Origin of the sequence: Anaeromonas gelatinilytica, assembly GCF_016820635.1 — a bacterium.
Lineage (GTDB): Bacteria > Bacillota > Clostridia > Tissierellales > SIT17 > Anaeromonas > Anaeromonas gelatinilytica.
Genome location: NZ_WSFU01000090.1, coordinates 1 through 26056, shown reverse-complemented (window position 1 = coordinate 26056; position 26056 = coordinate 1). Strand labels below are relative to the sequence as shown.

Below are 26056 nucleotides of genomic sequence, written 5' to 3'. Positions count from 1 at the left end.
CTTAAGTTATCGTTAATAGTTCACCAGGACTATAGATAATAAAGTCTAAATGAAAGTAGGTCAGTTCTATCAATCAGATACCATCTTTTGATAGAGAAATCTTTAGTAGTTTAGAACCCCACTCCTTTAGGTGTGGGAGCAGTCAGTTCGTACGTTTAACATTACACAGATTATCATTAAAATAATAGCCACTATAATTGCACTCATTCCGGCAAGAATACCGAATGTATCAGATAATGCACCTGTTATAGTTGGCATTATGATAGCTCCAATACCACCTATTACAAGAAGCACACCCATAGCCATAGGATAAGACTTTATAGTATCTCCTACACTGGAAACAGTTGTAGGGTAGATACCTGCCATTGAAAACCCTAATCCTATTATAGCTATAGTTATAGTAACTACATTTTGGGTAGACAATAATAACAAATAAAAGATAGCAGTTCCTATACTTTGCATTAAAAGTAGAGATTTTTTAGACACTCTATCTCCAATAAATGTACAAGTTAACCTCCCAGCAAGAATAACCATCCATAATATAGAGGATAGAATCTGTGCATATTCTGTTGTCATAATATTTGAATCTATAAAATATTTAACTATCCATCCAGTAATAGCTGACTCTGCACATAGATAGAAGAAAAAGATTCCTGCACTGATCCAAAATCTCCATTTCTTTAAAAACTCATATGATATTTTTGTATTTTTTGTCTCTTTATCAAACTCTTCTATTTTCATCCTTGAAAAAAGAAGGATAGAAATTGTTAAAAGAAGAATAAAAATTCCAGCAGCTATTTTCCACCCAATATCACCCGCTACATTTGTACAGGCAATAATTAAAAAGGGAGACAGCAAAGCCCCTATAGCAAAAATACTATGTAAGAAATTAAGTGCTGATGGACTACTGTTAGATACTTCATTCACAACAGTATTATTAAAGTTAGAAGAACTTCCTCTACTTAATCCTGTAAACAAAAATCCTAAAATTAATAAAATAGGGTTACCTGTTAAAATTATAGTTAAAAAACCCACAATAGCAAAACTACATAAAAAAATAATTGCCTTTTTTCTACCTAAATATAAAGGCAGAACCCCTGCAATAAAACCTGCTATTAAATTACCTGCTTGATGGGCAGAAATTAGTCCACCACTTATTGTATCATTAAGACCATATTCATTACTGATTAAAGGCAATAAAGGACCTATAGCCATAGAATATAAACCAGTGACGACAAAAACAAAAAAACAACATTTTAAAATGTATTTATCTTGTTCGTTCATGTTTGAGTAAAATGATTGCTTTATCATAAAATAAATTCCTCCTAACTACAAAAATATTAATATTGCCTTTTTATTTTTTGGATTTTAATAATATAAATTTATTGTATACATCGTATACAATAAATTTATATTATTTTTCTACTTCTGTCAATACAATAAATATTTTTAGATGCCGGGACGGTTCGGAACCAGTGAAAAAGTTCTCCCAAAATTAAATAGCCATGAAATATTTTTATAAAAGATATAGAAACAGATTATTATAAATAGATGAAAAGGTTATTGAAGAGTCGGTTTTGAATCTTGCACATATGTATTTTTTAGGCATTAATTCAGAAGATAAGCTACCTAATCAATACTTTCAATAAAATCTCAATTTGATTTTCATAGCTTGTTTTTTGTTGTTTTCACTATCGGGAAATAAGACTATATGATAGTAAATAACTCTTTTGTGGGATTATTCAAGAAAAAAGGACATTCAAAGCGAAAGTCCTTTTTTGTTAAATTTAAATATTTATCTAGATACAATACTATTACCCACCTCAGATTTTTTCTTTAAATTTACTTTCTAATAATACTATTGAATTCAAAACTAGTCATTCCTAATATATATAGTTATTTTTTAAATTCTCTACTGGCTAAAACTAAACCTCCCATAACACCCGAATTTCCTTCCAATAATGGTTTTACTATATAATTTTTAAAATTAGGAATTTCCACATATCCTGCTAGAAGAGATATAAACTTAGTATCTCCTGCTTCAATTGAACCTAACATTATATCTCTCCCTAATTTTATATATCTAAGGCTGTTACTATAGTACCATAATCTCCAATTTCCTCTCCTAACATTGTAGGTACTATTTTAACTGTCCTTCTGGATATTTCCAGTGCTTCCCTTTCAATTTCCTTATGCATTTCTTCCTTTAGAAATTTTCCTGCTCGTCTATATATGCTTCCAGCTATTATAATTTCAGGATTTAATATATCAATAAGTATAGATAAACCTTTACCAAAATATTTACCAGAAGTTTTTAAAACATCTAAAGCATCTTCATTTCCTGTATATGCAGAAATAGCTACATCTTTAGCAGTTATTTCTTTAATTTCTCCTCTATCAAAGGATGCCCTTAAGCCTTTTTTTCTTAATTCAAAGGCTTTAAATTGAGCTAATTGGGCAATACCTCCACCACTACAGAATCCTTCAAAGCTTCCAATCTTACCATATCCAATGGGTCCTTCTTCTTCCAACCTTATATGTCCAACTTCTCCTGCCATATTGTTAGCTCCAATATATAATCTATTATTTAATATAAGTCCTGCTTAATATTTTTAGTAATTACTTCTATAAGTTGCTCTTTACCATGATTATCAAGAGGTAGTAGCCCTAACATCTCACCTTTTATCAGATGGAAATTTATATTATCCAAATATGTAATACCATCAATCTTCCTGCTAACATTTTCTATTCTCAGTATTTCTTTTTTCATAATATCAACATTTATCTGTTTTTAAATTATCAAGTACAAGGGGTATTGTTATTTCCACATCAGTACCAGCCCTTAATTTACTATACATATAGATTCCATATTCATAACCCAAAATAAGCTTAATCCTATTATTTACATTGATTAGGGCTTCACTACGTATTGCTTCTAAGGTATTATATAAAAAGTGAGGATTTATTTGATTCTGCAAGGCTAAATATTCAGTATGTTTCTTAGATCCCTCTATAAGTTCTTTTGTACCTATTATCTCTTTAAACTTCCATAATGCCTTATAAGTTTCATAACTAAAATGAGTTCTAAGATTAAAGTATTAGTGAGCTCTCCTCTGTTTACAGGTTTGAGCAAATAATCCTTTACCCCAAAGCCCATAGCCTTTTTTCTTTTACAAGTTCTATAGCTTCTATTTCATACATACATTGTCGAATTTTGCGATAATTGGGACACGAGAACCGTCCCCCTGTCCCATTTCCCATTTATAAATTATCAAAAGCTACTTTTGCTGCCCCTATCATGCCCGAATCATTGAGGTATTCAGCTGGTATTATTTTTATTTCTCCTGCATTGTTACAATTTTCTTCATAATATTTTATCACTTTATCCCACCAATATTTCATTGAATTAATTACACCGCCACCAATCACTATTCCTTCTGGATCAAATATATTTTTAATATTTATCAAATACATACCTAAATCTTCAATATACTTCTCAACAGCTTTTTTTGCATTTTCATCTTCTTGAATATTCTTAAATATATCCTTTCCCTTCATCATATCCCCAGTAATTTCATAGTATGTTTTTTCTATACCATTTCCTGATACATACTGTTCTACACATCCTTTTTGCCCACAATTACAGACTCTTCCATTTGGATATAAAATTACATGACCTAATTCTGCTCCTTGATAGTTCTTTCCATACCACATACCAGATTTTTTAGAATATATGCCACCACCTACACCGGTTCCTAGAGTTAACATTACAAAACTATCTAATTCTTTAGCTGCTCCTACCCATTCCTCACAGATAGCTGCTACATTTGCATCATTCTCTACAAATATAGGAATATCATTAAATTTCTTTGATAATTCTTCTCTAATATTTGTATAGGGCCAATCCTTTATATTTCCTCCTATATATAAAACTTTTCCTTCCTTTACATCTATAGCTCCAGGAGAACCCAATCCAATAGCATAAACCTGCTCTCCTTCCATTAATTCTTCTATTACTTCATATATTCCATTTAATACTACAGCTCTACCCTCTTGAGCCTTAGAATCCCTCTTGGCAATCTTTAATATTTTCCCATTCTCATCTATCACTCCACCATATATCTTAGTTCCACCCAAATCTATACCTATAACCTTTTTCATAGAAATTTCTCCCCTTTTTCTCTTAATTTTAAAATTTCTACCATGTAAACCTCTTTATAAAATAATAAAATAGCAAACTATCTTCTAGTAGATTCTCTCTTATAAATAGTATAGGGTATCAACAATCTTTCTCCTCTAACTCCATTTTTAATAGCTTCTACTAATAAATTCATGGCTTCTTTTCCTAGTTCAATGGCATTGATGTCTACTGATGTCAACGGAATATTTGAATGCTTTGCAAAGACACTATTATTAAAGCTTGCTACTTCTATATCATTAGGAATATTTATTCCTATATTCTGAAAAGCTTTTACTGCTCCAAAGGCCACTAAATCATCTGCTACAATTAAGCCATCTGGTAATGGTTTGATCTTTGATATCTGATTTGCATAATCATATCCAGTTTTTTCATCAAAACTACCACTAAATAATAAGTCCTCATTAAAACTAATGTTAGATTCTATCAGTGCATTTTTATATCCTTTTACCCTCTCTTTACTTACTATTAAATCCACATCTCCAACTATCATGGAAATCCGTTTTCTTCCATTATTAATAATATGTTTTGTCAATTCATATGCTGCCTGATAGTTATCATTATCTACTTGATTAGTTTCCTTATCTCCATTATTAGTTGAACCTATTAAAGAAAAAGGAAAATCAATATCCTTTAGATATTTTATACATTCATCATCAACCTTACTAGTCATAAGTATTATTCCATCTACCTTTGAACCTTTTATAAATTTTTGAATTATCTTAAGTTCTTCATCCTTTTCTGTATTTGTAGAAACTAATAAATCGTATCCTGAATTAGACGCTCCTTTAATAATTCCTCTAAGAGATTCAGTAAAAAATGGATTAGAAAAATAGTCTTCTGAAGTTGTCGGTATGATTATACCTATCGTACCTGTTTTTTTAATAGCTAATGATCTAGCATTAGCATTAGGATAATATCCAAGTTCATCCATACATTTAAGTACCCTCATTTTTGTAGCCTTACTTATCCTAGGACTATCTGATATAACTCTAGATACCGTAGATGAAGAAACTCCTGCTAATTTAGCCACGTCATTAGCCGTAACCTGTTTACCTTTTTTCATTTCCCACCTCATTTCTACTTATATATATATCATAAGTTTATTTTAAATCTAGTTTATTCTCTCTTTTGTTTCACTATCAAAGAAATGTAATGCATCAATATCATATCCAAAAGAATGTCTTTCTCCACCATTATACTCATAATATCCCGGTACAGATATTACTAGTTCATGTCCACTCTCTAATCTAGTATAAAGTGTTTTTTCTTTACCTAACATCTCTACCACATCTATAGTACATTCAAATGTATCTCCTAATTGTCCTCCACTTTCAAATCTCTCTGCTCTTATACCAAGATATACCTTTTTACCTTCATAATCCTTCAAAGCTTTTTGATCTTTTTCAGAAGGTCTTACATTTATAATACCATCTTTTGCCTCAAATTTTCCATTGTTAATATTACCTTCTATAATATTCATATTAGGGGAACCTATAAATTTAGCAACAAACATATTAGCAGGTTTATTATAAAATTCTTCAGGTTTTCCTACCTGCTGAATTTTACCATCATTCATCAATACAATTTTTGTAGCCATAGTCATAGCCTCTATTTGATCATGGGTAACATAAACAGTAGTACTTCCTAAAGCTTTATGCAACCTAACCAATTCTACCCTCATATGCTCCCTAAGTTTAGCATCTAAATTAGATAATGGTTCATCCATAAGAAATACTTTAGGCTTTCTAACTATTGCTCTTCCAAGTGCTACCCTTTGTCTTTGCCCTCCTGATATATCAGAAGGCTTAGAATACAAATAATCACTAAGTTCTAAAAGTTTAGCAGTTTCTATGACTCTTTCATGTATAATTTTCTTATTTTTTTTTCTCATTACTAAAGAAAATGCCATATTCTCATATACTGTCATATGAGGATATAAAGCATATGATTGAAAAACCATAGATATATCTCTATCCTTAGGAGGTGTTTTATTTATCCTTTTATCATTAAAATACAAATCCCCTTCAGTTATAGAATTAAGTCCTGCTATCATTCTTAATAATGTAGTTTTACCACATCCAGATGGACCTAATATAACACAAAAATCTTTACTTTCTATTCTCAAATCTATATCTTTTAATGTGAATTCTTCTCTTCCTTCATACTTTTTACCTATGTTTTTTAAATTGACTTCCATTAAGATAACCTCCAACCCATTTATAGTTTTATATAATAAACCTTCTATTAACCCTTAACTGAACCTTTAGATAATCCCGAAACTAATTGTTTTTGTAATACTACAAATAATATCACAATAGGAATAGCAGTAAGCAATCCTCCAGCAGCAAAAGCCGGCTGATTTAAATTTCTAACATCATTTATTAATGTGAATAATCCCGCTGCCAATGTATAAGTTTCAGGACTTGTCAATAATACCTTTGGTAATAAATAATCCATAAATGGTCCAATAAATGACCATAAACCTATTAAAGCAAGCATAGGTCTTGCAACAGGCATAATGATCAACCTATATACTTGTAAGTTAGAACATCCATCAATCTTAGCTGCATCATCTAACTCTGTAGAGATAGAATCAATATATCCCTTTAATATAAAAGTATTATTAGCTATTCCTCCTCCTGCATATATCAATATAAGCATAACCTGTCTTGTAAATGCTGGATTTATTGAAGAAATGACAGAATACATTGTAAAATAAGCAGTAATTCCCGCAAAAGTAGGTATAGCTTGAATAAGCATAATAGCCATCAAAGATGCTTTTTTACCTTTAAACCTATATCTGGAATAGGCATATCCAGTAAATGATACAATGATTAATGTTAAAATTGCCGTAGCTACAGAAATAAATATTGTGTTTTTGGCCCATTTAAAAAACAAAGTATTATTAAATAAATATTCAAAATGCTTTAATGAAAATGTAAACTGGTCATTTAACATTAAATATTGTTCCTGTCTACCATTAAAAGCAGATAAAATCATTTGATAAAGAGGCCATAAAATCACTACTGCCCAAGAAATTAAAATTATATATGTTAAGCCCAATAATATTTTACCTGAAATACTTAAGGGTTGTTTATCAGATAGATATAAATCTCCCTTTTTTTTAAATAATTTCATTATAATCTCTCCTCTTTAAAGGCTTTAGAATTTCTATATCCTAAAAATGAAACAAACATTACTGCAATTGCTACAAATATGGTGATTGCTGCGCCTATCCCTTGATATTGATTTTCTATTGTTAATTTATAAATATATGAAATAAGCAAGTCCGAAGATCCAGCTAAATTCCCATATTTACTTGGTTCAAAAGGACCCCCACCATTAAATAAATATATAATAGAGAAATTATTAAAATTAAATACATATTGCCCTACTAATAAAGGAGCTGTTTGAAATAATACTATAGGAATTGTAATCCGTCTTAATTTTTGCCATGTAGTAGCTCCATCCATCTCTGCTGCTTCATATAAATCACTGGGAATAGCTTGTAATACACCAGTAGATAATAGGAATATATATGAACTCCCCAACCATCCTTGCAATAAAATCAATGCTATTCTGGTCTGAGTAGCATTGTTTTTTACACTTAATTCCAAACCAAAAAGATTATTTGCCAATTGCGATATAGCTCCATTTTGAGATAACATTATACTAAAAAACATTATTGTAATAAATGCTGGAACTGCCCAAGGTAATAAATAAACTGTCCTAAAAAATAATTTTCCCTTTACTCTCTCATTATTAACTAATAAAGAAAGAGTAAATCCTATTACTATAGCTAGAGTAGTAGCAAGCAAAGTCCAAACTATAGTCCAAACTAATGTCAACCAAAATACAGAACCGGCCAAACCCTCACCTAAAAATAACATCTTATAGTTTTCTATTCCTATCCAACTAAATTTAGATTGATGTTGAGGATCCATCCCCGTAAAGGATAATAATATCGTTGTACTAATTGGAACTAGTATAACAAAGATTATAACTACAAGGGCAGGAAGATTAGATATATAAGGAAAACCTCCTTCTCGTAAAGTTGATTTTGTTTCAAACCAATTATAAGGCCTAATTCCTTTTAGAGTATTTCTTTCTACTTTTAATACATCTCTAAAGGAAAAATACAAGAGAAATAGAGAAATAATCACAAAAAATACCGCTAATATACCTTCTATCATAAATATTAATGATTTATCTACTCTTCTAGCACCTTCCGCAAGAGTAACAAGTCCCCTTATACCTTCTCCTTGATAATTTCCAAATCCTAATGCATATGGAATACCAATTAAATATATAAATAAAGAAACTATTAAAAATATGAAAGACTTTCCATATTGACCATTTAAAATTTGTCCCAATCCCGGTATAGGAAGTGTAAAATAAGCTAATTTAGCTCTATTATTTTCTAACTCTACAGGGATTTTCCTACGTAAATCTGCAATATTTGAATTCAATATTTTCATACCTAATTTTGTACTCTCTTTAATTTCGTGGCTCTTACTTTCCATAAGTTCTTTATTCGTCTTTAAAGGTGAATCATAAGATTTTAAATTTATTAGTTCCTTATATTTTTTCTTAAGAGCCTTTATCTCATTCGTTTCTGCTTTTTTCGATATCAATCCTTTTTTTCTATTATCTTTTAATTTTCCTATTTTTTCTTCTAGAATTTCTTTCTGTTCCCTCTTAAACTCTCTTAATTCTCCTTTTACCTTTTTTTCATTATTTAAATCTATATTTTTTCTATCTGTTATAGCTTGTTTTATAATAGATTTTCCTTCAACCATATTTTCTATTATTCTAGGTAATTCTTCTTTTAATAATTTATTCTTCTTATATTCTAATTCAGCATCATACGTTACTTCTACATAAGCTTTATAAAACTTGACTTTTTCCTTTGCTATAAACAACTGGATTTCAAGTCTTTTTACCTTATAAGACAATGATTTATCTAAAGTATTAATAAAGTTCTTTTTCTTTTTCCTTAATGACTTTAAAAATATTTTTTCTTCATTTCTAAATTTCTTTAATTTCATATTATACGGATGAGTATTTTTATTCTTTATTAATTCTTTTAATTCTAATTTAAGTTTTTGTCCAGTTTCTAAATCTGCTTCTTTAATCTTTTCTTTAATTCTAACAATTTCTTTTATATATAAATTTTTTCTTTCATATTCATTTCCAATTTCATCATATAAAAATTTATTATAACTAACCAACTCACTCCCACCTTTTATGAATTTTCCCTATTATTTATAAATTTTATTAAGTATAATAAGGTAAATATTAAGATTATATAACTTAATATACTAATATAATAAAATATTGAATCAAATTTCAGTTCAATTAAACTAATAATAAAACTTACCAATAATAAAATAGACCATATATACACATATATCCTATTAATTCTAATATATTTAGAAGCAAAATATGTATAAATCCCAAATACCATAGGAATTATAATCTTAATAAAATAATAACTAAGATTCCATGTTACATATAATTCATAATCCTCTATATCTTCTTGATTACTAATCCACTCTTCATACAGTTCAATATCCTTTACATTCATCATAACCTCTATAGAGTTTAAACAAATAATTATTGCACATAATATTAATATAATATAAAGTTTTTTTTCAGGTAGTTTTATATTAAAGCTCATAATTCCTCCTATCCTATAGGAAATAAATATACAGGGAAGAAAGCATAAGCAATTCTTCCCTTAATTAATTATCTTAGAAGTTTAACATCATTGCATCAAAGGATGCCTTTAATTCTTCATATGCTTCTTCTACATTAGACGGTTCAGTATTTGACCATGAAAGTATTGCATTCTGCCATGTGTCCCAAACTTGACCCCATTCTGTGAATAATGGACGGGCTGGTGCTTCTTCATAAGATTCTATTACTGCTCCTATTACAGTTTTGTCTGTTTCTGATAAATCTGAGTCTTCATATACTGATGCTGGAACATTTTCCATTATCTTCCCACTAGCTTCAAAGAACTCAACTGCATAGTCAGTATTCATTACTTCTTCAATAAATTTTTCTGCAAGTAACATTTTTTCTTCATTATCTTCAACACGTGCATTTACTGATAATCCCCATCCACCTTTCCAGTGAACTAATGGGTTCCCATTAATAGTAACATTAGTGATAGGTAATATTTCTAAATCTTCTCCATCATTTGCAAATTCAGATAAACTTCCTGTAGACCATGGTCCTTCAAGTCTTAATGAAGCAGTTTCTCCTGAAGTGAATGCACTATCCATGTATCCCCAAGCTGCATCTTTATCCCAAAGAGATGTTTTAGCTTCATTGTGAGCTTTCCAATAATCATATAATGCTGTAAATACTTCTTGTTTTTCTTCTGGTAAATCGTTAAAATCTTCAGTTAAATCTGAGAAAAGTTCACCTGAGTCTTTTTTACCAAGTAATTCTATATCTGCTGAATTTGTTACTCCAACTCCAAACCATGCATCGAATGCTGGTATTAACATATCTTCAGTATCTAAATCAGTAAACTCTATAGTATTTTCAATATCTATTCCGTTTGCTTCCGCATTAGTTGAATTGGCAAATACGATTAATGTTTCAATATTCATAGGAAATGCTAAATAATCCCCATCAACGTTAAAGTTTCCGCCTAATCCAGCATCATAATCATCAAATCCACCTACATTTTCAGCCATTGTCTTAGCATCAATACCTGCTAAAGCCTCATTTTGTGATAATCCATAGATTCTATCTGCTGGAATCGCAAATACATCAGCCACATCTTCATTTGTAACATCTGTTGCATCTAATACATCCAGATGATCAAAAGAAGGAGTTTCAATAAACTCAATTGTTGCATCTGGATATTCATCGTTAATTCTTTCTGCTGCCTTTTCATAATATGGTAACCATTCTTCCTCTACTTGTACAGAAATAGTTTCTTTAATATCTCCAACTTCACCTTTATTGTCTGAGTTAACGGGCTCATCATCACCACCACAGGCAACCATTGAAAGTGCTAATACTGATACTAATAATAAAGCAATAAATTTTTTCATCATTCTCCCTCCAATTTTTAATATCTTTTTTAAAACATTTGATATATTAATAAGACAACTTATTAATAACTAAACTAACAATTTTCTATATCCCATATTTCCTTAGCATATTGTTCTATAGTTCTATCTGAGCTAAATTTTCCGGCATTAGCCATGTTTGTCCAACATTTCTTTGCCCAAGCAGACCTATCAATATAAGCTTCATTAACTCTCTCTTGAGCTTTTCTATAACTATCAAAATCTTTCATAAGATAATATTGATCAGGACTATGCCAGTTAGCACCTTTTAATATAGAGTTATAAAGTTCTTTAAATATACCAGTACCCCCATCACTAAATGTACCATCTACTAAAGTATCTACTACCCTTTTGAGTCCATCTACATTTTCATAATATTTCTTTGGATCATAAGTATTCTTTATTCTTTCAATATCTTCAACCTGTAGCCCAAATATAAAATTATTATTTTCTCCTGCTTCCTCTACTATCTCAATATTAGCTCCATCTAAAGTGCCAATAGTAGGAGTACCATTTAACATAAACTTCATATTACCAGTGCCAGAAGCTTCTTTCCCAGCAGTAGAAATTTGTTCCGAAATATCTGCTGCCGAAAAAAGTTTTTCTCCATAGGAAACACCATAATTAGTAACAAATACCATTTTGATTTTCCCATTTATATCTTTATCATTATTTATTAAATCCTTAATTTCATTAATATATTTTATAATCCCTTTGGCCCTTTCATATCCAGGTGCTGCCTTACCCCCCAATATAAAAGTTTTATTAACAATATCTAGATTGGGATTTTCTTTAATTCTATAATATAAATCTAATATCTGAAGTGCATTTAAAAGTTGTCTCTTATATTCATGAAGTCTTTTTATCTGAATATCAAATATTGAATAAGGATCAATTTCTATTCCTTCATGTTCCTTGATATATTCAGCAAGCTGATTCTTTTTCTCCTGCTTAATGTCTAAAAATCTCTCAAGGACATCTCTATCATCCTTATATTTTTCAAGTTTTTTCAATTCATCAAGTTCAGTTATCCAATTATCTGTCCCTAATAGTTCTGTAATAAACTCTGAAAGTTCTGGATTTGACTTTAATAGCCATCTTCTCTGAGTAATTCCATTGGTTTTATTATTAAATCTCTCAGGATATAATTTATACCAATTATTTAATTCCCTTTCAGTTAAAATATCTGAATGGACCTGTGCTACTCCATTTATTGAATGAGTACCATATATTGCAAGATAAGCCATTTTAATATTATTATCATCAATTATCTTATAATCTCTTATATCATCAACAATAGCTTTTTCCTCAAGCTCATCTATTAATTTACTATTTATTTCTTCAATTTTCCTATATACATTTGGTAAAATAACTTTGTACAATCTAACTGGCCATTGTTCTAATGCTTCTTGCAGTATAGTATGATTCGTATATGCAAAAGTTTTTACTACTATATCCCAAGATTTATCCCAATCCATTTTATACTCTTCAGTTAAAATTCTCATTAATTCAGGAATAGCAACTGTTGGATGAGTATCATTTAACTGTATACCATGTAATTGATGGAAATTCTCTAAGGAATCATATTTTTCTAAATGCTTTTTAACTAAATCCTGTAATGAAGCTGAAACGAAAAAATATTGTTGTTTTAATCTTAATATTTTTCCTTCTTCCTTTGAATCATTTGGATAAAGTACTTTAGATATATTCTCAGCATCATTTTTATCTTTTACGGATAAATCGTAATTTTGTCTATTAAACTCTTCCAAATTAAAAGAATTTATAGCCTCAGATTTCCATAGCCTAAGAGTGTTTATTGTATTTCCTCCATATCCTATAACAGGTGTATCATATGGAACGGCTAAAACATCTCCATCTGCAAAACTTACCACTACCTTATCCATTGACTTTCTTATGGACCAAGAATCGCCAAATTCTAACCAATTATCAGGTCCTTCAATCTGAAATCCATCTGCAAATTTTTGTTTGAAAATTCCATATTCATATCTTAATCCATACCCCATTAAAGGATAATTTAATGTAGCTGCTGAATCTAAGAAACATGCAGCTAATCTTCCTAATCCACCATTTCCTAATCCTGCATCATCCTCTGATTCTTCAATATTGTTATAATCTATTTTATACTCTTTTAATATATCCCTTATATCAGATTGCCAGTTCATATTAATCAAATTATTACTCAATGCTCTTCCCATCAAAAATTCAGCTGAAAAATAATATGCCTTCTTTTTTCCATCATATTTATTCAAAGAATCATTCCATTTTGGAACAATATCTTCCATAAGTGATTTAACAACTGCTATATATTTTTCTTTATTACTACAATATTTTGATTTTTTCCCGAATGTAATTAAACAATGGCCTTCAATTCTTTCTTTTATCTTTTCCTTATAATCCAATGGGTCACCTCCTATATATACTTGTCATATCTGCTAATTTGTTTGCAATTTCATCTGTAATACTTGTTTTTTTCATCCTCCAAGACCAATTACCTCCAACTGTAGATGGGATATTCATTCTCCCTGTATCATCTAATCCTAGAAGATCTTGCATTGTTGTTATAGCTAAATATGCAGTTGAACTCCAAGCTCCTCTTATATACCCCCAATTCACCCCCTCATTAGAATCTAATTTTAAATATTTAACCGCATAGTTAACATCTTGTTTATCTGCATTAGAACACCAACCTATAATTGTCGAATTATCATGAGTTCCAGTATAAACCACACAATTTTTATCATAATTATGAGGAAGATAATCACTTTCTTCTCGTGAATCAAAAGCAAATTGCAATACTTTCATACCAGGAAAACCTGAACATTTCAAAAGCTTTCTTACATCATCAGTTAGAAAACCTAAATCCTCAGCTATTATATTTAAATTTCCTAATTCTGTTTTAAGTTTTTTAAAAAACTTTATTCCTGGCCCCTTAATCCATTCTCCATTCACTGCATCTTCTGCTCCATATTGAATCTCCCAATAAGATTCAAATCCTCTAAAATGATCAATTCTTAAGACATCATATAATTTAAAACTATGTTGAAATCTTTCTATCCACCATTTATAATCATATTTTTCCATAATGTCCCAAGCATAAATAGGATTTCCCCATAATTGCCCTTTTGCAGAAAAAGCATCTGGAGGACATCCTGATACTGTTCTTGGCAATAAATTCTCATCTAAATTAAATATTTCAGTATTTGCCCATACATCTGCACTATCCTCAGCTACATATATTGGTAAATCTCCAATTATATTAATTCCCTTTTTATTTGCATAATTTTTTAATTTATCCCACTGTTTCATGAAAAAATATTGAGTAAAAATCCAAAAATAAATCAAATCTTCATTTTCTCTTTCAAAGTTTTGAACTTTTTTTGAATGTATTTTTCTATATTCAGAATCCCAATATAACCAAGATTTATTATTATGATGCTCTTTCAATGCCATAAATAGAGAAAATTCCCTAAGCCACTTTATATTCTTAAAATAAAATTCATATAAATCCTTTTCTAAATATTTTTTGACTCTTTCATAAACTATCTTTAAAATCTTCATTTTATTTTTATAAATTAAACCATAATCTACTCTTTCAGAGTCATCTCCTAGATTAAAATTTTTGACTTCATCTAAGGTTAAATATCCTTTTTCAATAAATTCATTTAAATCTATAAAATAAGGATTTCCAGCAAAAGCAGAAAAAGATTGGTAAGGAGAATCTCCATATCCTGTAATTCCTAAAGGTAGTATCTGCCAATTTTTTTGTTCTGATTTCTCCAAAAAATCAACAAATTTATATGCTTCTTCCCCAAAATCTCCAATTCCATAATTACCTGGTAATGAAGATATATGCATTAAAATGCCACTTGCTCTTTCTTGTCCCATAATATTCTCCTCTAGTTTAAATTAATCATTTCTTTAATTAAGAAAGTGTAATTTCCTTAATCTTTATATTATTATTAGAATCAATAATCCTAAATTTTATATTTTTTATAGAAATATTATTGTTGTCAACTTTTATTTCGTAATCGTCATTTCTTCTAATTATTTTTATATTGGTTGAAAAACTTTTTCCCTTCATAAAATCATAACTTTTTCCATCATCATCATATAAATCATAAATCGCTTCATCATCTACATAGGCTAAAACTTCTAAATTTTCTTGGTTTAATTCCTTTGAGTTTTTAGAAGATTTTATATGAGGAATCATAGAATTCTTTCTAAGGAAAAACTTTAAATCATCTAAACCATATTTTATATATTGAGTGCCTTTTTCTTTTATAGAAGTAATCATATTCATATCTAAAAAAGATACCTCTAACATCTTTTCAGGAAAATATACATATCTTCCTTTATGATTAGAATGACATACTGGTGCAATCATCAATTGATTACTTAAAAGAATTTGATCTTCTACCTCTTTAGACATATTATCTTTAAATTCAAAGGATAAAGGTTTAAACATCAAGCTATAATTATTTACGGCTTTCATATATTCTGAATATATATATGGAAGAAGTCTATATCTTGCCTTTATTAAACTTTTAGAATTATTCAATACCTCCTCTGTAAATGCATAAGGTTCCTGATTATCTGAGCCAATAGCTGTATGATTTCTAAGTAATGGCGTAAATACACTGAATTGAAGCCATCTAGTCAAAAGTTCCCCATTACAATGACCTCCAAAACCTCCAGTATCTGCTCCAATATAAAAGAATCCACACATATTCAATGAAGGCATCATCTTGATATTTTGTTCTAAATGAGACCACCATGAGGAATTATCCCCTGTCCAAATACCACCATATCTATGCATACCAATAGATGAAGCTCTAGAAATTAATAAAAACCTTTTGTCCTCTAATAATTTACATATACCTAAATTTGCAGATTTTGTCATATAATAACCATATAAATTATGAACTTCATCATTAGAAAACCTTTGCCCATCGATTTCATGATAAAAACTTTGATAATATGAATTACTATTAGCCAAATTAGTGAAATTATCTTTTAACTGAAAATATGAAAATACATCTAAGTTCTGTCCCATTTTTTCTTGAGCATAATCTACAGCATTCTGTAATGCTTCGTCTTGATAAAATATAGCTGGCTCATTCATATCATTCCAGAAACCTTCGATTCCACAATCAGTTAAAATCTTATATTTAGACCCAAACCACAACTGAGTTTCTTCCTTCATAAAGTCTGGAAAGTGAACTTTTCCTGGCCATACTACACCTTCATAGGGTTTTCCATATTTGTCCTTACAAAAATAATTTCCTGCAATTCCTTCATCATAAACATCATATCCTTCCTCTACCTTTACCCCAGCATCTATTATAGGTACTAAGTATAATCCGTCGTTCTTTAAATCATTAGCAAATTCTTTAAATCCACTAAATCTTTCCTCCGATATAGAAAAATCTTTAAAGTTATCCATATAATCTAAATCAAGATAAATCCCTTCTAATGGAATTTCATTCTTCCTAAAAGTTTCATAAACTTTTTTAACCTCATGCTTATTCTTATATCCCCATCTACTTTGAAAATAGCCAAAAGCCCACTTGGGTGGGATATAAGACTTACCTATGATTTTTAAAAATTTATTTGAAATCTCATTTGCATCCTTACCTTCAATCACATAAATATAAAAATCTTGTCCATAAATTTCAATATTAAAATAGTTTTTATCATAATATCCCACATCATATTTGATTCTTGTAGGAAAATCAATAAAATATCCTCTTGATACATCACCAGATACTATGAAAAAATTATGAGCTGAATATAATTTTACTTTATCCTCAGTATGACTAGGTTCATCCGTACAATAAGATTCATATATTCTACCTCTCTTATTTATCTCTCCTAAATTATTACCAAGACCATAAACCATGTCATTTGATAAAAGTTTGATAGCAATATTACACTTATTTTTTTTGAATTTAATATTAAAATCGTTTTCCTGATGAGCTTTAGTCCCTTTTTTAACTACAGCTCCCGTTTCAATAGGATTCCCGTATTTAAAAGCTTTAATGTCATCATCTATTCTATATGTCTCCATAGTCACTTCCTCCTTATTAAAAATTTGTGCAACCGCTTGCATAAACCTTATATATATAATATACCATTTTTAATTAAATGTAAAGGAATAAAATTTTTCTGCACATTGATATTCCATTAATTTATAACAAAACAAAACCGCAATATAGATGTTTTATCTATATTGCGGTTCTAATATATTATTTATTTCTTGATAGCTTTAAATTCCTCAGTTTGTTCTCTTATTCCTTTTTCAGCAGCAAACCTTTCAATACTTGATGCTCCAAAGAAACCATCTATTTCTTCTACTTTAGAAATAACATATTCTGCATCTTTTGGCTCCGCTATAGGTCCTCCATGACATATAACCATAATATTAGGATTAACTGATTTCCCAGCATCTATTATAGCTTTTATTCTCTCAATTGACTCATCTAATGTAAGGGCGATCTTTGCACCAATACTTCCTTTTGTTGTTAATCCCATATGTGCTACTAAAATATCTGCACCTGCTTCTGCCATGGCTTTTGCCTGTTTAGGATCAAATACATAAGGTGTAGTGAGCATACCTAGTTCATGTGCCTTTCTTATCATATCTACTTCTAATTCATATCCCATTCCTGTTTCTTCAAGATTTTGTCTAAAAACACCATCTATAAGTCCTACTGTTGGAAAATTTTGAACACCTACAAAGCCTTGTTCTTTTAATTGCCTTAAAAATACGTCCATAACTCTAAATGGATCCGTACCACAAACACCTGCAAGTACAGGAGTATTTTTTACTACTGGAAGTACTTCAGAACCCATTTCCACTACAATTTGATTTGCATCTCCATAGGATAATAATCCCGCCAAAGAACCACGTCCAGCCATTCTATATCTACCAGAATTATATATAATAAGCATATCGGCTCCACCAGCTTCACTACTCTTTGCTGTAATTCCTGTTCCTGCACCGACTCCTAATAATATTTCTCCCTTCGATATCTTTCCTCTAAATTGTTCCAAAACATCTTCTCTTGTCATATTAAATTCCTCCTTATTATATTTAAAATTATTATTTCTTTTTCTTTGCTTGCATCAAATCTATTAATTTTTGTGCTGCTGCCTCAGCAAATTCTTTATCATTTATAGAATTATCTTTTTCAATAATCTCTACCACATCTTTATTAATATTCTTTCTTAAAGTATCAAAAAGCATTCTATCCTCTTTTTTACCATAGAAAACCTGTCCTTCAACATCAATAGCAGATACTCCTTTTAAAGGTATCATAAGCACAGTATTTCCTGTAGCCATGTTAAGCTTTTCTGCAATTTTATTACCAATCTTTTCATTTTCTTCAATCGTAGTACGCATAAGTGTTACTGATGGATTATGCTTGTATAAATTACGTTCTTTAAACTTCTTGGGCACTGTATCAATAGATCCAAAATTAACCATATCTAATGCTCCAACAGAAATGACCTGTGGTATATTATTTTTTGCTGCAGCTTCTAATCTATGAGGACCCGCTGCCAATACTCCTCCAACAATTTCATCACACCATTCAGTAGTTGTTAAATCTAAAACTCCTTCAATTAATCCACTTCCAATCAAGTCCTCCATTGTTCTTCCACCTACACCCGTTGCATGAAACACCAAAACTTCATAACCCCTATTCTCTAAGTATTCCTTTGCAAAATTCACAGCAGGTGTTGTTACACCAAACATTGTTGTTGCAATAGTTGGTTTTTTGTCAAATTTTCTATTGTCCTTATACTTTACCATTCCTACGATGGCATGTACTGCATTTATAAAAATTTCAGTAGATATAGAATTCAATCCTGCAACATCAACAACAGATGGCATCATAACTAAATCACTAGTACCTACATAAAATGAAGTATCTCCTGATGCTACTGTAGATACCATAACCTTTGGTACTCCTATAGGTAAAGCTCTCATTGCCGGTGTGACCATAGATGTACCACCAGTACCACCAAAAGAAATTATTCCATTAAACTTCCCTTCTTTATATAGTTTTGGTACTAATTTCAACATGCCATTTGATAAAATTTCTGTTGCTAAAGCTCTGTCTTTTTTCTCAACAATTTCATTAATATCAGCATCTGCTGCCTTTGCTACTTCTGAATTAGATACATCTACTGAGACTTCTGATTCAAATACACCCGTATTAATTGTAAATGTTTTTAAACCTAAATCTTCAATAAGCTCTTTCACATAAACTAGCTCAGTACCTTTTGTGTCAAATGTACCTGCAATTGCAATGGTCTTCATAAAGTTTTCCTCCTCTTCATATTTCCTATAAATTCATGGTAACGTTTTCTTTAACTAAATTATAACACCATACATATAAATATTTAATGGTTATATGTATGTCATACTTGTGTTTTTGTATTATTTCAGATTTTTTTGAATAAATCTCTATATTTTTTAGGAGATAACCCTGTCATTTTTTTAAATGCTTTGCTAAAATTACTATAATCACTATAACCTATAATATTTGATACTCCATTTAATTGTATATCTTCATTTTCTAAAATTTTCTTTGCCTTATTTAATCTAAATTGTGTTAAATATTGTGGAAAGGTACACCCTACTTCTTTTTTAAATAGAAAACTCAAATAAGTCCTTGATACATGACAAACAGATGCTAAATCAGAAAAATAAATTTTTTGCATATAATGATTAGCAACATATTCTTTTACAAAATCAACATAGTTATAATGTTTCTTTACTCCATCAAGCATTTTAATTAGTAATTCATCTTCCTTATAAATCCCAGCTAATTTAAAGGATTCTGTAGTATTTTTTATTGAAGCTTCAAAAGGTATCCTCTCAAAGGCAGATCCACCTATATAACCAACCGTTTCTGTGTTTTTATACATATAATCTATATCTATTGGAGTTTTTACAGGTCCACCATATATCATTTTAATTACTTCAGGTCGAATAGTATCACAAACATCAAATATTTCTGTTGACACTTTTCTAGCTGACTCTAATGATAACATTTTTTTTGCACCTACTTCTCCTCCTACTGTTAACCCTAAATGAGCACAAATAACATCAGCACCTGCTGACAACATCTTTTTTGCCTGTTCTTTATCAAAAACAAATGCTATTGTAAATAAGCCTCTTCGATTTGCAATTCTTATTGCCTCGACCTCTTTATCAAAATTAATATCTTCACTTTCTAATGCCTTACGAAATTTACCATTAAACATTCCTATGGTTGGAAAATTATTAATACCGGAAAAACCTTTTGTTCTTATTAAGTCAATATATTTCTCTAAATCTATTGTAGGATCAGTTGCATTTATTCCAAAGATAACGGGAGTATGTTCTATTCTTGGAATAACTTCACGGGAAGCAAATTCCATTACTAATTCATTAGAATTAACAAAAGGTAAAAATCCTGCAAGAGAACTTAATCCCATCTGCCTAAATTTTCCCGAACTTAATGTAAGTATAATATCAGATCCACCTTTTTCTGCATATTTGGCTGATAGTCCAGAACCAACAGCCACTCCAATTATATGATTATTAATCTGAATTTCCTTTTGCAAAGTATCTAAGATATCTTTTCTTTTGAACATATCGTTAAATCTCCCTTATATTTATTTTTTTCAATAAAATAAAATATTAACCCAATACCTATAAATAAAAATATGATGACAGGAATGATAGTTAACTATCATTCCTATTAAAAAAATCTATACCATCTACTAAAACTATAGAATCAATCTAATTTTCTTTATTTTATTATATATTAGAGTTAATTAGAATCTATTTTCTATTTTGAGACAGCCTCTATTTATTATATTTAAATATTAAATTTTATGCTAATAAAGATATTTTCTAGATGGTTACACAGTTAAACTCTTATATAAATACTTTTTCTTCCTTCAATATAATAAAACAAAATTCCAACAATTAAGCATAGCAATATATTTATTACTAAATTTAATCTACCAAAATCAAAATGAAAATAGACCATCTGAACTAGATATATGTGCAGGGTTCCATTACTAATAATTTCAATCATATTTCTTATTCTAATTTCCTTCATATCATTTATATATTTAAAGGCCAATACTACAAGTCCAAAGGCCCAAAATACTGTGGGTAATGATGTAGTATTCCATTTTATAAAGATTGATGGCATATATCCATAATAAGTACACATCCAAATATAAGCTGCTGATAATAAGGCTAGTATTATAAGCTTTCTTTTCCACTCTAGTACTTTTTTAGGATAATTATATAAAGTTATACCCACAACAATAAAGACTAAATATCTGAAAACAGATAATCTATAAATCCAATCTGCTATAGGTAATATATTAGCTACTATGTCAAAGACCAAATGAAATGAAAATGCCAACACAATTGTTGTCTTTGGGTACTTTTTAGAAGAAAAAAATAAAATAGGAAATACAACTAAAAGTTGAATTAATACTGGAATATAATAGCTTCCTGGCCCCCATCCCCCTGTAACTACTTTATACATAAATATTCCCAAAGATTGAGAAGATGAAATTCCATAACTCATCGCCTCTAAGATAATGATTATACTATAGGGTATTAGTATTCTACTTAATTTTTTATTTATATTCTTCCATTTAAACCAGCTACCGAATTTATCAATACCTTTTCTATCTGCTGACATTGAATAGGTTATGCCTGTTACAATCATAAAAAAGGGAACTGCCATATCTAGCCAAAAAGGACCTAAAACCATATCATTCTGCTCAACCGATAAGGAATGGTTAAGTATCACTAATACTATTGATACTGTCTTCAAAAAATCAATAGCAATCAGTCTGTTACCATTCTCAAAGAACAATTTACTTTTGGACCTGATTTTACCACTCTCCTTTTCGATATTTATAATAAAAAAACATACTAATTTGATTATTTATATAATCAAATTAATATGTTTTATTAGAATCTCAATATTTCTAATACTCCTTACTTGAATTTTAGTACTTATGTTTATCCAATTCAAGATTCCTTCACAATTCCTTCACAATTATATTTAACATTATTTTACAATATTTTTTAAATATTCTTTGAAATCATCTCTTAGATCATCTCTTTTTAATGCAAATTCTACTGTTGCTTGTAAGAATCCTAATTTATTTCCAACATCATGTCTCCTTCCTTCAAATGTGTATGCATACATATCTTGTCTTGTTGCAAGTTCTTTTAATGCATCTGTTAACTGTATCTCTCCACCAGCTCCTGGCTTTGTATTATCTAATATATCAAATATTTCTGGAGTTATTATATATCTTCCTAATATGGCTACATTTGTTGGAGCTTCTTCTGCTTTAGGTTTTTCTACTAAATTTTTAACCTTGTGTACTCCCTCTTTTATAACTTCTCCATCTACTATTCCATACTTACTTACATCCTCTTTAGCTACTTCTTGTACTCCTAAAATTGTTCCTCTATATTCATCATATGCATCTATTAATTGTTTTAAGCAAGGCTTATTAGATGAATCTACAATATCATCTCCTAATAATACTGCAAAAGGCTCATCCTTTATAAATGTCTTTGCACAATTAATTGCATGTCCTAATCCCTTAGGTTCCTTTTGTCTTACATAATGTATATTAACCATATTAGATATATCTTGTACTAATTCTAATAAATCATCTTTGCCCTTCTCTTGTAAAGCTAATTCTAATTCCACTGATTTATCAAAATGATCCTCTATGGATTTTTTGTTTCTTCCAGTTATTATAAGTACATCTTCTATTCCTGATTCTATTGCTTCTTCTATTATGTATTGTAAAGTAGGTTTATCTACTATTGGAAGCATCTCCTTAGGTTGGGCCTTTGTTGCCGGTAAAAATCTAGTCCCCAATCCTGCTGCTGGTATAATAGCCTTTTTTATCATCATAAATTCCCCTCCATCTTTAGTATGCATTTTAATTTTTCATTAATTCGATTGTATATTAGTATACCTGTTTAGTCAACTGTATTACAGTTATTTAGGCATTCTTTATCGAGTTTTTGACACAATACTCGACATATTTTGACTATGCAAACAAAAAAAGCTAAGTACTTAGCTTTTTTTGTTTGCATTCTTTCTATTTAGAAATAATTAATTTTAAAATTTCCTAATCCCATTTCTATATTAATATCATATTTAGATGAGACATCATTAAAATTATCAGAAATATAATGATTCCCTTCTTTATTTAGTTTTATCTCATCTAAATTTGTAGAATTTAATGCTCCATCTAATTTAACCCTAATACCAGATTCTTTAGGAATGTTTAAAACAACCTTTGATACTCCAGAATTTATATCTATATTTGTCAATTTAGATTTTTCACCTAAATCCACTTCAATTTTTCCAGCACCCATATCCAAACTAAATTCTTCTACATCTATATTTTTAAGATTTAACTTTCCATCTACAGCCCCACAATCAATATCAAAACTCCAAGGTATAGATTCATTTAAATTAAGTTCATAATAAAACCTTTCATTTTTTTTAAAATTAAATGTTTTAAAATTTCCATCATTAGATAAATATACAGTATGTAAAGAATTCTCAAGTTGACTTTTATAATTATAAGAACGATTACTAAAAATAGTAACTAAATCACTATTCCCAGAAGTAATCTCAAACTTTGCAGCACCTATGTCTAAATCTAATTTACCTTTTTCAGTTTTATCTTCCATATTTATAGAAGACACATCTTTACCCGTAAAATCATTAGAATTCCCTGTAAAAATATCATCGTGAATAAAGAAACCATAAAATATTATGATAATTATAAATAATATCCATAACAATAATTTTATTTTTTTATTTTTTATAATAAGATTAATTCCTATTATTACTAAAACAAGAGGCCATAAATCTGTAATTCCCCAGATTATATTTCCTATACTAAAATTAATTATATCTAAATTACTTAATATCCATAGAGAACCTAAAACAATAAATAAAAAACCTAAAATAATATTTCTACTCTTCATTGTTGTTCCCCTTTCCTCTTAAAATTAGGAAAACACCTGCTCCAACTAATAATAAAGGCCACATATATCGAGAATGGAACACAAAGAAAAATCTCCTTAGAACAAAAAAGATACCTAGTCCTATAAGAATAAGTCCTAATAATTTACTATTATCTTCCTTACCCTCCTTTGAATAATTCATATCTCCTTCTTCATATACTTCCCTTTCACCTACAACATCTACATCTCGAGGTAATATAATGGCAGCTATAATATATAGGAAAACTCCTATACCGTTAACAAAAACTGTTATTGCCCATATTAGACGAATTATAGATGGATCAACTTCTAAATATTCTGCAACACCGCCACAGACTCCATCAATCTTTTTATCACGACTAGATTTAAACAATTTTTTACTCAAATTATCCCCTCTCTTTCTCTATTTAATAAATTAATACTCTTATATATTCCCTATATTCACTAAAACACTAAGTTATGCTTTACTGAATATATCACATTAATAATATTCCTTTGAAAATATTTTTCATTTAAATTAATTCTATTATATAATATTTACATCTATAATAAAAATATATCATAATATTTATTTTTAAGAAAATTACTCATTAAATAAAAAATCCATCCACAATTATGAATTATTACTCCACCATTTATCCACAAATAAATCACAATTTTAACTTTATTGTGCCTATATAAATATAGACTAAAAAATAATTCTTATACATTAGAACATTAGCCAAATTCCAAATAAAAATGACATTCCGACTTTATCATCATAATCCTATAATTACTATAATTATATAATAAATCAGTATGTCATAAAATAAATTTATTGATTTCTCATATATACTTTCTCTAATCTTCAGAAGAAAATTTCTTATTTAATGCATTATTCTTTAAAGTAGTAATATGTTTCTTCAATGCAAATTTTCCCTTTTGTACATCTCCTTCAATAAAAGCATCTACTATAAGTCCATGCTCTTCTAATGCTGTCTTCAATCTGCCAGGACTTTTAATAGACTTTTCCCTTATTATCTTTATGTATTGTTGAAAATCTCTAAGCATATTATTTAAATATCTACTCTTAGTAGCCTTATATATAACTTCATGAAATTGAGTATTTAAACCTAGTATCTTATCTGGATCATTTTTCATTGTATAAAATTCCATGAGTTCATATATATCCTTTAAATCTTCTAATTCATCTTTATCAATTCTCTCCATAGCCAATTCTACAGCTAAATCTTCTATGGCCAATCTAATGTTTAATATATCCTCTATATCTTGAGAAGAAATACCTTTAACTATAACACCTCTATTGGGAATACTTTCTACAAGACCCTCTAATTCCAGTTGCTTCAATCCTTCTCTAACAGGAGTTCGACTAACCCCCAACTCATTAGCTAACCTACTTTCCACAAGTTTTTGTCCTTCTATATATTTACCTTCTAAAATTTCATCCCTTAATATATTAAATATCCTAGAAGTTAAGGAACTCATACCCTCTTTTTCTAAATAAATATCTTTAGTCATTAAACATCCTCCATATATAATGTCTTTATAATGCAATTCTACTTCATAATATTTTCTTAGTGGACCTCACCCCCTGAATAAAATATTTAGAGCGTGCTTCTATTTGCATTAACAAATAGACTCTCTGACTTAAATACAGCTATGCACACGATTGTT

At 29.3% G+C, this 26056-nt stretch carries 23 protein-coding genes; all 23 read right to left on the bottom strand.

What is annotated here, in order from left to right; all coding sequences use genetic code 11:
• Positions 1 to 126 precede the first annotated feature (126 nt).
• The 23 genes from GOQ29_RS07780 to GOQ29_RS07670 all read right to left on the bottom strand — a co-directional run bounded on the left by GOQ29_RS07780 (position 127) and on the right by GOQ29_RS07670 (position 25900).
• Positions 127 to 1311, bottom strand: a complete 1185-nt coding sequence (locus tag GOQ29_RS07780; protein WP_203372088.1) for an MFS transporter — start codon at positions 1309 to 1311, stop codon at positions 127 to 129.
• A 585-nt stretch (positions 1312 to 1896) separates the two neighbouring features.
• Positions 1897 to 2058 carry a hypothetical protein gene (locus GOQ29_RS07775; RefSeq protein ID WP_203372087.1) on the bottom strand — a complete coding sequence of 54 codons (162 nt, stop codon included), beginning with the start codon at positions 2056 to 2058 and terminating at the stop codon, positions 1897 to 1899.
• A gap of 17 nt (positions 2059 to 2075) precedes the next feature.
• On the bottom strand, positions 2076 to 2558 hold the full coding sequence (locus tag GOQ29_RS07770; protein ID WP_203372086.1) for an ROK family protein: 483 nt from the start codon (positions 2556 to 2558) through the stop codon (positions 2076 to 2078).
• 29 nt (positions 2559 to 2587) lie between these two features.
• Entirely contained in the window at positions 2588 to 2770 is a 183-nt protein-coding gene (locus GOQ29_RS07765) for a hypothetical protein (protein ID WP_203372085.1), read from the bottom strand.
• 4 nt (positions 2771 to 2774) lie between these two features.
• Positions 2775 to 2978 (bottom strand): sensor histidine kinase, encoded by a 204-nt coding sequence (locus GOQ29_RS15205; protein WP_350445990.1) that lies wholly within the window; start codon positions 2976 to 2978, stop codon positions 2775 to 2777.
• Positions 2979 to 3261: 283 nt separating this feature from the next.
• On the bottom strand, positions 3262 to 4161 hold the full coding sequence (locus GOQ29_RS07755) for an ROK family protein (protein WP_203372084.1): 900 nt from the start codon (positions 4159 to 4161) through the stop codon (positions 3262 to 3264).
• Positions 4162 to 4238: 77 nt separating this feature from the next.
• Positions 4239 to 5264 (bottom strand): LacI family DNA-binding transcriptional regulator, encoded by a 1026-nt coding sequence (locus tag GOQ29_RS07750; protein ID WP_203372083.1) that lies wholly within the window; start codon positions 5262 to 5264, stop codon positions 4239 to 4241.
• Positions 5265 to 5312: 48 nt separating this feature from the next.
• Positions 5313 to 6398, bottom strand: coding sequence for an ABC transporter ATP-binding protein (locus GOQ29_RS07745; RefSeq protein ID WP_203372082.1), 1086 nt, complete (start codon positions 6396 to 6398; stop codon positions 5313 to 5315).
• Positions 6399 to 6445: 47 nt separating this feature from the next.
• Positions 6446 to 7339 (bottom strand): sugar ABC transporter permease, encoded by an 894-nt coding sequence (locus GOQ29_RS07740; protein WP_203372081.1) that lies wholly within the window; start codon positions 7337 to 7339, stop codon positions 6446 to 6448.
• Positions 7339 to 9432: an ABC transporter permease subunit gene (locus GOQ29_RS07735; RefSeq protein ID WP_203372080.1), complete on the bottom strand. Its 2094-nt coding sequence runs from the start codon at positions 9430 to 9432 to the stop codon at positions 7339 to 7341. The genes GOQ29_RS07740 and GOQ29_RS07735 overlap by 1 nt, the downstream gene beginning before the upstream one ends.
• A 14-nt stretch (positions 9433 to 9446) precedes the next feature.
• Positions 9447 to 9881 (bottom strand): hypothetical protein, encoded by a 435-nt coding sequence (locus tag GOQ29_RS07730; protein ID WP_203372079.1) that lies wholly within the window; start codon positions 9879 to 9881, stop codon positions 9447 to 9449.
• Between the two features lie 73 nt (positions 9882 to 9954).
• Entirely contained in the window at positions 9955 to 11274 is a 1320-nt protein-coding gene (locus tag GOQ29_RS07725) for a sugar ABC transporter substrate-binding protein (protein ID WP_203372078.1), read from the bottom strand.
• A 74-nt stretch (positions 11275 to 11348) separates the two neighbouring features.
• Positions 11349 to 13712 (bottom strand): glycogen/starch/alpha-glucan phosphorylase, encoded by a 2364-nt coding sequence (locus GOQ29_RS07720; RefSeq protein ID WP_203372077.1) that lies wholly within the window; start codon positions 13710 to 13712, stop codon positions 11349 to 11351.
• A 4-nt stretch (positions 13713 to 13716) separates the two neighbouring features.
• The gene (gene malQ / locus GOQ29_RS07715; protein ID WP_203372076.1) at positions 13717 to 15198 is read right to left on the bottom strand and encodes a 4-alpha-glucanotransferase; all 1482 of its coding nucleotides are present in this window, start codon (positions 15196 to 15198) and stop codon (positions 13717 to 13719) included.
• A 37-nt stretch (positions 15199 to 15235) separates the two neighbouring features.
• Positions 15236 to 17380, bottom strand: coding sequence for a TIM-barrel domain-containing protein (locus tag GOQ29_RS07710; RefSeq protein ID WP_203372075.1), 2145 nt, complete (start codon positions 17378 to 17380; stop codon positions 15236 to 15238).
• Between the two features lie 182 nt (positions 17381 to 17562).
• Positions 17563 to 18384 carry a phosphoenolpyruvate hydrolase family protein gene (locus tag GOQ29_RS07705; protein WP_203372074.1) on the bottom strand — a complete coding sequence of 274 codons (822 nt, stop codon included), beginning with the start codon at positions 18382 to 18384 and terminating at the stop codon, positions 17563 to 17565.
• Between the two features lie 31 nt (positions 18385 to 18415).
• On the bottom strand, positions 18416 to 19636 hold the full coding sequence (locus tag GOQ29_RS07700) for a Tm-1-like ATP-binding domain-containing protein (RefSeq protein WP_203372073.1): 1221 nt from the start codon (positions 19634 to 19636) through the stop codon (positions 18416 to 18418).
• A 125-nt stretch (positions 19637 to 19761) separates the two neighbouring features.
• Complete coding sequence (locus GOQ29_RS07695) at positions 19762 to 20958, bottom strand: phosphoenolpyruvate hydrolase family protein (protein WP_203372072.1); 1197 nt, start codon at positions 20956 to 20958, stop codon at positions 19762 to 19764.
• Positions 20959 to 21236: 278 nt separating this feature from the next.
• Positions 21237 to 22208 carry an acyltransferase family protein gene (locus GOQ29_RS07690; protein WP_350445989.1) on the bottom strand — a complete coding sequence of 324 codons (972 nt, stop codon included), beginning with the start codon at positions 22206 to 22208 and terminating at the stop codon, positions 21237 to 21239.
• A 198-nt stretch (positions 22209 to 22406) separates the two neighbouring features.
• The gene (gene galU, locus GOQ29_RS07685) at positions 22407 to 23273 is read right to left on the bottom strand and encodes a UTP--glucose-1-phosphate uridylyltransferase GalU (protein ID WP_203372070.1); all 867 of its coding nucleotides are present in this window, start codon (positions 23271 to 23273) and stop codon (positions 22407 to 22409) included.
• Between the two features lie 194 nt (positions 23274 to 23467).
• Complete coding sequence (locus GOQ29_RS07680; RefSeq protein ID WP_203372069.1) at positions 23468 to 24364, bottom strand: LiaI-LiaF-like domain-containing protein; 897 nt, start codon at positions 24362 to 24364, stop codon at positions 23468 to 23470.
• Positions 24354 to 24767: a PspC domain-containing protein gene (locus GOQ29_RS07675; RefSeq protein WP_203372068.1), complete on the bottom strand. Its 414-nt coding sequence runs from the start codon at positions 24765 to 24767 to the stop codon at positions 24354 to 24356. The genes GOQ29_RS07680 and GOQ29_RS07675 overlap by 11 nt, the downstream gene beginning before the upstream one ends.
• Positions 24768 to 25222: 455 nt before the next feature.
• On the bottom strand, positions 25223 to 25900 hold the full coding sequence (locus GOQ29_RS07670; RefSeq protein ID WP_203372067.1) for a GntR family transcriptional regulator: 678 nt from the start codon (positions 25898 to 25900) through the stop codon (positions 25223 to 25225).
• Between the last annotated feature and the right edge of the window lie 156 nt (positions 25901 to 26056).

Coding starts and splice junctions, on each gene's coding strand:
- GOQ29_RS07780 (WP_203372088.1), bottom strand. CDS start 1,311: ATGATAAAGCAATCATTTTACTCAAACATGAACGAACAAGATAAATAC.
- GOQ29_RS07775 (WP_203372087.1), bottom strand. CDS start 2,058: ATGTTAGGTTCAATTGAAGCAGGAGATACTAAGTTTATATCTCTTCTA.
- GOQ29_RS07770 (WP_203372086.1), bottom strand. CDS start 2,558: ATGGCAGGAGAAGTTGGACATATAAGGTTGGAAGAAGAAGGACCCATT.
- GOQ29_RS07765 (WP_203372085.1), bottom strand. CDS start 2,770: ATGAAAAAAGAAATACTGAGAATAGAAAATGTTAGCAGGAAGATTGAT.
- GOQ29_RS07755 (WP_203372084.1), bottom strand. CDS start 4,161: ATGAAAAAGGTTATAGGTATAGATTTGGGTGGAACTAAGATATATGGT.
- GOQ29_RS07750 (WP_203372083.1), bottom strand. CDS start 5,264: ATGAAAAAAGGTAAACAGGTTACGGCTAATGACGTGGCTAAATTAGCA.
- GOQ29_RS07745 (WP_203372082.1), bottom strand. CDS start 6,398: ATGGAAGTCAATTTAAAAAACATAGGTAAAAAGTATGAAGGAAGAGAA.
- GOQ29_RS07740 (WP_203372081.1), bottom strand. CDS start 7,339: ATGAAATTATTTAAAAAAAAGGGAGATTTATATCTATCTGATAAACAA.
- GOQ29_RS07730 (WP_203372079.1), bottom strand. CDS start 9,881: ATGAGCTTTAATATAAAACTACCTGAAAAAAAACTTTATATTATATTA.
- GOQ29_RS07725 (WP_203372078.1), bottom strand. CDS start 11,274: ATGAAAAAATTTATTGCTTTATTATTAGTATCAGTATTAGCACTTTCA.
- malQ (WP_203372076.1), bottom strand. CDS start 15,198: ATGGGACAAGAAAGAGCAAGTGGCATTTTAATGCATATATCTTCATTA.
- GOQ29_RS07710 (WP_203372075.1), bottom strand. CDS start 17,380: ATGGAGACATATAGAATAGATGATGACATTAAAGCTTTTAAATACGGG.
- GOQ29_RS07705 (WP_203372074.1), bottom strand. CDS start 18,384: ATGACAAGAGAAGATGTTTTGGAACAATTTAGAGGAAAGATATCGAAG.
- GOQ29_RS07700 (WP_203372073.1), bottom strand. CDS start 19,636: ATGAAGACCATTGCAATTGCAGGTACATTTGACACAAAAGGTACTGAG.
- GOQ29_RS07695 (WP_203372072.1), bottom strand. CDS start 20,958: ATGTTCAAAAGAAAAGATATCTTAGATACTTTGCAAAAGGAAATTCAG.
- galU (WP_203372070.1), bottom strand. CDS start 23,273: ATGATGATAAAAAAGGCTATTATACCAGCAGCAGGATTGGGGACTAGA.
- GOQ29_RS07680 (WP_203372069.1), bottom strand. CDS start 24,364: ATGAAGAGTAGAAATATTATTTTAGGTTTTTTATTTATTGTTTTAGGT.
- GOQ29_RS07670 (WP_203372067.1), bottom strand. CDS start 25,900: ATGACTAAAGATATTTATTTAGAAAAAGAGGGTATGAGTTCCTTAACT.